The organism is Paenibacillus sp. P4_E11 (assembly GCF_056401635.1).
Genome location: NZ_JBFUIX010000151.1, coordinates 1 through 7865, shown reverse-complemented (window position 1 = coordinate 7865; position 7865 = coordinate 1). Strand labels below are relative to the sequence as shown.

At 47.1% G+C, this 7865-nt stretch carries 10 protein-coding genes; 4 read left to right on the top strand and 6 right to left on the bottom strand.

Annotated elements, in window-relative coordinates:
• Both AC1DWB_RS29605 and AC1DWB_RS29600 read left to right on the top strand, forming a co-directional pair.
• Positions 1 to 310, top strand: a 310-nt coding sequence (locus tag AC1DWB_RS29605; RefSeq protein WP_477544694.1) for a MerR family DNA-binding protein, incomplete at its 5' end; no start/stop codon positions are given.
• Between the two features lie 18 nt (positions 311 to 328).
• Positions 329 to 655 (top strand): YnfA family protein, encoded by a 327-nt coding sequence (locus tag AC1DWB_RS29600; RefSeq protein ID WP_477544693.1) that lies wholly within the window; start codon positions 329 to 331, stop codon positions 653 to 655.
• Between the two features lie 96 nt (positions 656 to 751).
• On the opposite strand, the gene AC1DWB_RS29595 is transcribed toward AC1DWB_RS29600, so the two are convergent.
• Positions 752 to 1567 (bottom strand): hypothetical protein, encoded by an 816-nt coding sequence (locus AC1DWB_RS29595; RefSeq protein WP_477544692.1) that lies wholly within the window; start codon positions 1565 to 1567, stop codon positions 752 to 754.
• A 170-nt stretch (positions 1568 to 1737) separates the two neighbouring features.
• Between AC1DWB_RS29595 and AC1DWB_RS29590 the strand changes: the two genes are divergently transcribed.
• A complete protein-coding gene (locus tag AC1DWB_RS29590) occupies positions 1738 to 2565 on the top strand; it encodes an alpha/beta fold hydrolase (protein WP_477544691.1) in 828 nt (275 codons plus the stop codon).
• Positions 2566 to 2861: 296 nt separating this feature from the next.
• Here AC1DWB_RS29590 and AC1DWB_RS29585 read toward each other — a convergent pair whose 3' ends face one another.
• Positions 2862 to 3626 (bottom strand): SDR family oxidoreductase, encoded by a 765-nt coding sequence (locus AC1DWB_RS29585; RefSeq protein WP_477544690.1) that lies wholly within the window; start codon positions 3624 to 3626, stop codon positions 2862 to 2864.
• Between the two features lie 229 nt (positions 3627 to 3855).
• Between AC1DWB_RS29585 and AC1DWB_RS29580 the strand changes: the two genes are divergently transcribed.
• The gene (locus AC1DWB_RS29580) at positions 3856 to 5121 is read left to right on the top strand and encodes an MFS transporter (protein ID WP_477544689.1); all 1266 of its coding nucleotides are present in this window, start codon (positions 3856 to 3858) and stop codon (positions 5119 to 5121) included.
• Here AC1DWB_RS29580 and AC1DWB_RS29575 read toward each other — a convergent pair.
• From AC1DWB_RS29575 to AC1DWB_RS29560, 4 genes are all read right to left on the bottom strand, one after another.
• Positions 5105 to 5722: a hypothetical protein gene (locus tag AC1DWB_RS29575; protein WP_477544688.1), complete on the bottom strand. Its 618-nt coding sequence runs from the start codon at positions 5720 to 5722 to the stop codon at positions 5105 to 5107. The genes AC1DWB_RS29580 and AC1DWB_RS29575 overlap by 17 nt on opposite strands.
• On the bottom strand, positions 5719 to 6198 hold the full coding sequence (locus AC1DWB_RS29570; RefSeq protein ID WP_477544687.1) for a hypothetical protein: 480 nt from the start codon (positions 6196 to 6198) through the stop codon (positions 5719 to 5721). Before AC1DWB_RS29570 ends, AC1DWB_RS29575 begins: the two co-directional genes overlap by 4 nt.
• Positions 6199 to 6218: 20 nt before the next feature.
• Positions 6219 to 6791: a histidine phosphatase family protein gene (locus AC1DWB_RS29565; RefSeq protein WP_477544686.1), complete on the bottom strand. Its 573-nt coding sequence runs from the start codon at positions 6789 to 6791 to the stop codon at positions 6219 to 6221.
• Positions 6792 to 7291: 500 nt separating this feature from the next.
• On the bottom strand, positions 7292 to 7865 hold a 574-nt coding region (locus AC1DWB_RS29560), incomplete at its 5' end, for an SGNH/GDSL hydrolase family protein (RefSeq protein ID WP_477544685.1).

The following is a 7865-nucleotide window of genomic DNA, read 5'->3' as shown; positions in this document are numbered from 1 at the left end:
CGCCTGTTGTTCCTCGGAAGCGATTTTATTCGCCAATACGAAATATTTCTGTAGGAATGGATATAGCATAAGCACTGGCAAATTGGCCGGCTTTACGATTCCAGAAATCGGCGTGCTGCTCGAAGGTTTCGAAACACTCCCGCCATCAGAGCAATGGGAGGAAATGGCGCGAGAAAAACGTGCGCAGCTTGAAGAGAAAAAGAAACAAATTAACTCCATGATCCAAATCTTAGATGATGGATTGAACTGTAAATGCCTTACCTGGTCCGAGTGCTTTGATAAAATAAAAACCACCGGTACTTGTTCATAGTGAAAGGAGAAATCTTTTTTGTTGTTAGCTATCTTAATTTTCATCGTTGCAGGACTTGCCGAAATTGGTGGAGGTTATCTCATTTGGTTATGGCTACGCGAATCCAAGCCACTATGGTATGGAATTGTAGGAGGCGTATTCCTCATCCTGTACGGGATCATCCCAACGCTACAGAGCTTCCCATCATTTGGACGAGTCTATGCAGCATACGGTGGAGTATTCGTTATTCTTGCTGTGCTGTGGGGATGGCTGGTCGATAAAAAAACACCCGATATGTACGATTGGATCGGAGCCGCTGTTTGTGTTGTAGGAGTCTCCATTATGCTTTGGGCTCCTAGAAGTTAATACGTTATTCTGTCCGTTAGGTTAGAAAAGGCTGCCGATCTGCCGGCAGCCTTGAAGGTGTTTAATAAGCAAACGTTCCCGATAGTTGAATTGCAATTAGTGCGTTATATACTGCTTTGACTTTTCAAGGTAATTGGCAACTTGTTCATACCTGCTTTTATATCCATTCATGTTGCTGACTAACTTTTTATCGTATTCATTTGCTAAATTTGCAATAAAATCAAAAACTTTTATTTTGTCAGAGGTGTCTATAAGGGACATTTCAATTGTGTTGGGTAACTGTTCCCCATAACCAAATCTATGTATATTAGTTTCGTGTCTAATGTCCCTTTCTATCATCTCAACCACTAAATACTCTTTAATCAAATCTAAAAGCAAATGTAAGCCTACTAAATTATCATTTCTTGCAAATTTCTTAATCGCAATAAAATACTTAAACCAAGTATTACTACTCTCATATGATTCAAATGAGTAGTTCCCTGCCGCACTTGGTATTTTTTCACCCAGTTTAAGATTCCCATAAACCATTGTGGATAGCTGGTCTTTTAGAGATTCTGTCGAAATCCATTCGTCATATGAGCAGATATGCGTATCGAGCAAGTGAATTGAAGATTCATATTCAATAGCAGATTTATACAACAAAGATTGTTCACTGTACCAATGCACTTCACTTCCAACAACATTTCCGATTTCATTGATAACTCGGATAACCTCTTGGTCATTAACAGGCGAACCATGATTCAATACAACTAATAAATCAGTGTCCGACCACAAATCAACGATTGAATCCGTTTGCTGGGAACCTCTCAAAACTATTCCTTTTACTTCCTTTAAATTAGCTGCAATACCACTAACCATATGACTTAGGAAAGAATTCATTTTAACTTTTATCAACTCCTTATTAAATTCCATAGCATACTAGTAAACCGATAATGAATTGCAGCAGTGTTTTGTAATAGGCGCTTCTGCTGACTGCCTCGCGCTCGCGGATTCTATATTAACCGAATTCCTCATTCCATCGTTGAACATACGCCCAAGAGTGGGCATATAGTGTACTATTCTATGGTGAGAGGAAAGGTAACATGATGTCCTACAACCAACCCTGGCCTTACGGACTCCCCCCCTACCCCGCTTGGTACCCGCAGAGCGCGGTCCGGAAGATCCATGAGCAACCCTTGACCTTCGTCTTGCTTCATGGGGCGTGGGCGGACGCCAACTTCTGGGACGGCATCGCCGCCGAGCTGCGCCGTCGAGGCCATAAAGTCTATGTACCGGAATACCCCGGTCATGGCAAGGATTCGAACAAAGCGGTAACCCATGCGAAGATTACGAAGTCGGTCGTCGACTACATCACCTCACGCAATCTGCAGCAGATCATTCTCGTCGGACATAGCTTCGGAGGCACGATCGTACAGAAGGTAGCCGAGCAAATACCGGATCGGCTGAAGCGCCTCGTCTTTATGAATGCGTTCGTCCTGAAGGATGGTGAATCAGTAGCTGACGAAGTGCCACCCGAAGTCCGCGCTCTGTTCGAGCTAGCCCGCAAGCAGTCGAGCGACGATACGGTCGCACTCCCCTACCCAGTGTTCAGGGAGACCTTCGCTAACTTGGCCACCACCGAGCAAGCCCAATTCTTGTACAAGACACAGACCCCTCCAGAACCGGCAGTGCCTTTGTTCGAGAAGCTGGACCTGAAAAAGTTCTACACGCTGACTACACCACGCAGCTACATCTTCCTTAACCAGGACACCGCCCTGCCTCAATATAACAACGACTACGGCTGGCACCCGCATATGTCGAGCCGATTAGGGCTATTCCGCTACATCGAGGGCCAGGGCGATCATATGACGACCTACCGAACGGAGCCCCGGCTGCTCGCTCAAAAAATTGTCGAAGCCTCCCGTGATTAATTCCTTAGTGGCGGCCTCTCGTATCGGCGGGGACACCGCTACTTTTGCTTCCCAGCCATACCCATACGCGAGCCAAGCGTGCCAACGGTCAAGCCGCTGCGCCGCATTGATTCGAGGGGACAAGCAGTTGTATTTCCAAAATTGCACTCATTCTGAATGACGGCACCAAAATCCAGATGTGCTATGATTCCCGGGGAATTTTATCATTACTGGGATTACAGAGAATGGGAGTTGCTGAACCAAAAGTCCGAAAGCCTGCTACAGTGCTTTCGGACTTTAGTCTATTAGCGATGACTTTACAAATGAGAGCCTCCACTCGCATCAATCAATTGCCCCGTTACCCAGCGGCTGTCAGGAGAGGCTAGAAAAGCGGCGACATCCGCGACATCTTCTGGTTGCCCCCACCTTCCAAAGATAGAAAAGTCAGCACCGAATTTCCGTCCGTTAGGATCTTGCAGCATGGCGGCATTCATATCTGTGGCAACGAATCCAGGTTGGATTGCATTGATCGTAATTCCACGTGGGCCTAATTGGTTGGACAAGGCGAGCGTCAATGTGTTGATTGCCCCCTTGGTCATGCTATACGCAGGAATGGCAGGCAGGGAGATTCTTGTTACAGCGGACGACAAGTTAATTATTCGACCTTCGTCTCGTAAACGTGGCAAAGCTTGTTGAATCAGGAAAAACGGTGTTTTTACATTGATTGTCATGATTTCATCGTAAGCTTCTTCCGTAGTATCCTCGATGGGGGCTGATAGGGCGATCCCTGCGTTGTTCACTAGAATATCGAAGTGAGTGTCGCCCGTACGTTCTTCCAATGCTTCATCCAGTGCTTCATAAAGAGCTTTTATACTTTCTGAAGAACCTAGTTCCTTACCAATCGCGAACGCAGTCCCATCGTTCCGCTCAATATCACGAACTACTGCTTCTGCCGCTTCCCAGTTACTTCTATAATGAACAGCTACTAATGCACCATCCTGCGCCAAGCGTGTCGCAATGGCACGTCCAATCCCTCGACTTGCGCCCGTAACTAAGGCAACCTTGCCCTTCAACTTCCTCATTACTTTCATCTCCTCTTGTGTTTATCCAAGTACGACTATAGTTATAACACAAGGTGACTTTTGTAATGTTGCCCTCTTATTCGTGGAAAACAATTCTAACCAGAATCGGTCTCGGGACGGAGTGATCTTTCGTCCTGGCGATCCTTTCAGGTAATTGGAACGTCTAGTAATATTCATAAGGAATACTACGGCACTCCAAGAAAAAGCGGAAATAGAAAGGAAGAGGTATATGAATACCAACCAGCCTGCTTTGGGACCTTCGCTACTAAGAAACCGGTTCGTGCAAGCAATATTGATGTCCACGTTGTTCTTGCAAATCGGAATTTGGGTTCGAAATATCGCCATTCTGCTATACGTCAAAGAAATGACTAATGGTGACGCCTTCGCCGTGTCGCTCATCTCCGTCGCGGAGTACGCGCCGATCTTCGTATTTTCGTTTATTGGAGGAACGTTCGCAGACCGATGGCGTCCGAAAAGGACTATGGTGAGCTGCGACCTGTTAAGCGCGGTTTCCATTCTCGCAATACTTTTCGCAATGATGTACGGTTCGTGGAAAGTAGTATTTTTCGCGACGTTAGTGTCGACCATATTATCTCAATTCTCACAACCCGCCGGCATGAAGCTGTTCAAGCTGCATGTGCCTGAACATTTAGTACAAAAGGGTATGTCGGTGTATCAAACGTTGTTCGCGGTATTTATGATTTTCGGTCCGGTCGTCGGCATGTTCGTTTACCAGAGCTACGGCATCGAGACGGCAATCGGCATTATGGGTGTTGCCTTTCTGTTGTCGGCTGCTTCGCTTGCCTTCCTGCCGCGCGATCGTCAAGACGAAGGGGAGAGACAACAGTCGCAATTGTTGGAGGACATTAAGGCGGGGTTCCGCTATGTACGGTCCAGCATTATACTCCGTAAACTCGGTGGCGGGTTCTTGGCCGTAGGGCTCGGCTTTGGCCTTATTCAGCCGATGGGCATCTTCCTCATTACGGAGCGGCTGGGGAAGCCGGAAGATTATTTGCAGTGGTTCGCATTGGTCAACGGCGTAGCGATGATTATCGGCGGTGTGCTGGCCATGAGCTTCTCGAGCAAAGTATCGCCGCCGAAGCTTCTGACGTTCAGCATGGCGGTTGTCAGCTTGACGATCATCGCCATGGGGCTCTCGACCGACTACTGGGTGACGCTGGGGCTACAGTTCATCAGCGGCCTCGCATTTCCATGCATCAATATCGGAATCAATACGATGATGATGAAAAATACGGAACAATCATTCATCGGCCGGGTAAATGGCATTCTGAGTCCGCTGTTTACAGGTTCAATGGTTGTTACGATGATGTTATCCGGCGTGATCAAAACCGAGTTCTCGCTCGTTCCGGTGTTCGTGATCGCAGGTTTATTCATCCTCGTGGGCGTGGCGATTCTCGTTCCGCTGTTTAAGTTGAAGGACGGCATTGAACCTGAACCGGGGAAAGCTGCTGATCGGTCTATGTTGGGCTCCTGACTTCCCTTTGTTCCGGGGTCAATTCATACAACGGCACGCCTTCTTTGTCGTAAGCCTGCATCCGCGTTTTCGTTGTCTGTGATGGATCATCATCGGAAATGCGGACGGAACGCGTGACTTGGTAGACACCTTCAGTCAAGGTGGCGTTCTGTACGTATCCATCCTGCCAAGTAACCTTTATGGTTGTGATTCTTGGATCGTTAACTTGCCCGATATAGTAATAATGCCGGTAATGCCCAAAAGTCGACATCCCCCCTCTGAAATCTATCATTACATGGGGATCAATGGGCATGCCAAAGCCGCCGCCTCGATTTTGCCATAAGATACCGAACGGTCGGGAGATGAAGAAGTGATGCATCATGGCATGTTCTCGATCCACAAGTAATACCAGACGAATACCTTGCCCCGAGTCTACAATCGATGTAATCGAAGCTTCGGGAAGCTCCATACTCGATAGAGCCTGACGGGAGACGCTTTCCAGACTCCATGGATTAGCTCCGTATTGTGCTCTAAGTACATAGAGGAATACGAGGATAATAACACACCAACGCAGGATATGACCGGCAACGATGCGCTTTTTAGGTGATATGCCCATTGTCATGATGGGTCACCTCCCTGAAGCGAGATGTTGAAGGAGAACGACTCCCCATAGGCTTCGTTATGGATGTTTATCGATTTAATTCCGGGAGGCAGCTCTTTAAACTGATAATATCCTCTTGATCGAAACGCATTCGTTGTACTCCCTCCACCCCAGGATTCAAAAGTGGCACCGGTATCGGACGTAACTAGAATTTTATTCGGAAGTTTTCCGTATGGCCCCAAATGTTTTCCTGTCATATATACATGTATTTCTTTTTGATCATAGACAACGCCATCTAAACGTACAGACTTACCAAAGTAGGTCTGGAAATGTGTATTCGCATCAAAATAGATACCTTCTCGTTTGGCATGCCGGATATCTTTGCCAAAGCTGAACATGTCCGAGAAGGGCGAAGAGATCAGAACAGCAAAACCAATAAACAAAATAAGCAGGGTCCACTCGGAGAACCTTAGAACAGCAACCGCTTTCTTTTGCAAAATCGTTCACCGCCTTGTATCTAGATATTCCACAATCTCTTAATCTCTACTAATTCCTGATCATTGAACTCCATTCTATATACATCTGGTTTGGAAGTATGCAGTAAAAAATTCAAATCGAACTGAGTGTCGTAGTACCCCATCATCAAGGTCATTACAGCTCCATGAGTACCTACTCCTACTTTCCGTCCTCGATAGATCTTTAATAATTGTTTCAAGACCGTGATAGCCCGGTTCTGACAACCTGCATTCGACTCCCCTCCCGTTAAGGCAAAGTGTGGATCAGCAAACGACTTCTTCAACAAAGGGAATAATTCCTTATCGGGCATTCGGCTGTTTTCATTAGAAAAAATTCTTTCTTTTAGATCTTCAAATACTAAAATTTCTTGTCCTGAACGTCGAGCTAACTCCTGAATGGTTAGGATGGCTCGTTGGTATGGACTTGAAACGAATACCTCGATCCCCTCTCCTTGCAATAATTCAGTTATTCGATCAGCATCTGATTTTCCTTGATCTGTTAACCCTCTTGTTCTCTCAGTTCCTTCTGTCTTCGGTGATTCGCCATGTCGTACCATGTAAATAAAAGTTTTCATAATAGCCTCCATTGGATACATCTTTATATGATTAGACGTAGGCCCCTACACTAAAGTTCCTCTTCCCCACGGCATAAGCATACCGTATATAATCGTTCCCCTTCGCAACGAGGCCACCGAAATCATGCTGTTGGCCTTGCCCTAGTGGAGTATAGAGTTATCGTGTTCTTTTAGTTGATTTTGCTGCAGGCTACGGTCTCAGTGGCAAAATAACGCATCCAAACGGATTAGAAAACGGAGCCCGCAAACCCGCGGGACTCCGTTTTTGTTGTTTCATTGAACTACTCATTCCCGAACCCGCTCCTCAAGCGTCAGGCAGAACATTTCGCTGGACTGGCATACCGCGTACAATCCGTCTACACCATTTTCAATGTACCAATCGACAATCGCTCCAATGCCGGATAGTCAATCTCACCGTTCTCGGCAAAGGGCGGAATCATCGTGGGCCAAACGCCCGACGCCATAGTCATGCTCATGTCTATTCACCCGGCATTCGTTCCTCATATACTTGAAATCCGAGTCCCGAGTCCGAGCCGGTCTAATTTCTCGATAAAATGCCCGGCCATGATCTCGTATCCGTCTGGATCAGGATGAAGCTTATCCGGAAGATGATGCGCATGCCGTTCGCTCAGCAGATCCAGACCGTGTATAAAAAACAGCTGTTGATCCCCATGCTGATTCAACAATCGGACGGCTTTCTCCAGTTCCTCCCTCATTCCTTTCAACGTAAACCCCACTGCGTTCTCCTGCTCTTCGCGCTCCGGGCTAAAAATTGACGAGATGACGAGGATGGGCGTTCGGGCATGCTTCTCGCGAATGATCTGAATGAATCCGATGACGGAAGCGAGGAAGGTGCGCGGGCTTAAGCTGTTGGCTCCATAAACGTTGATTCCGAGGCACAAGGAAATCATCTCGGCCGGCAAATCGCGGATCATTCGGGCGACCATCGGCTCCATGTGGCAGTTCCCCCCATAACCCAGGCATGTAAGAGCCAATCCGCGTTCTCTTGCCACGATGGCCGGCCATGTCCGGGAAGGCGGAGGCGTTGTCGCCGCGGAAGCGCATTGTGTGATC

Coding starts and splice junctions, on each gene's coding strand:
- AC1DWB_RS29595 (WP_477544692.1), bottom strand. CDS start 1,567: ATGGAATTTAATAAGGAGTTGATAAAAGTTAAAATGAATTCTTTCCTA.
- AC1DWB_RS29590 (WP_477544691.1), top strand. CDS start 1,738: ATGATGTCCTACAACCAACCCTGGCCTTACGGACTCCCCCCCTACCCC.
- AC1DWB_RS29585 (WP_477544690.1), bottom strand. CDS start 3,626: ATGAGGAAGTTGAAGGGCAAGGTTGCCTTAGTTACGGGCGCAAGTCGA.
- AC1DWB_RS29580 (WP_477544689.1), top strand. CDS start 3,856: ATGAATACCAACCAGCCTGCTTTGGGACCTTCGCTACTAAGAAACCGG.
- AC1DWB_RS29575 (WP_477544688.1), bottom strand. CDS start 5,722: ATGACAATGGGCATATCACCTAAAAAGCGCATCGTTGCCGGTCATATC.
- AC1DWB_RS29565 (WP_477544686.1), bottom strand. CDS start 6,791: ATGAAAACTTTTATTTACATGGTACGACATGGCGAATCACCGAAGACA.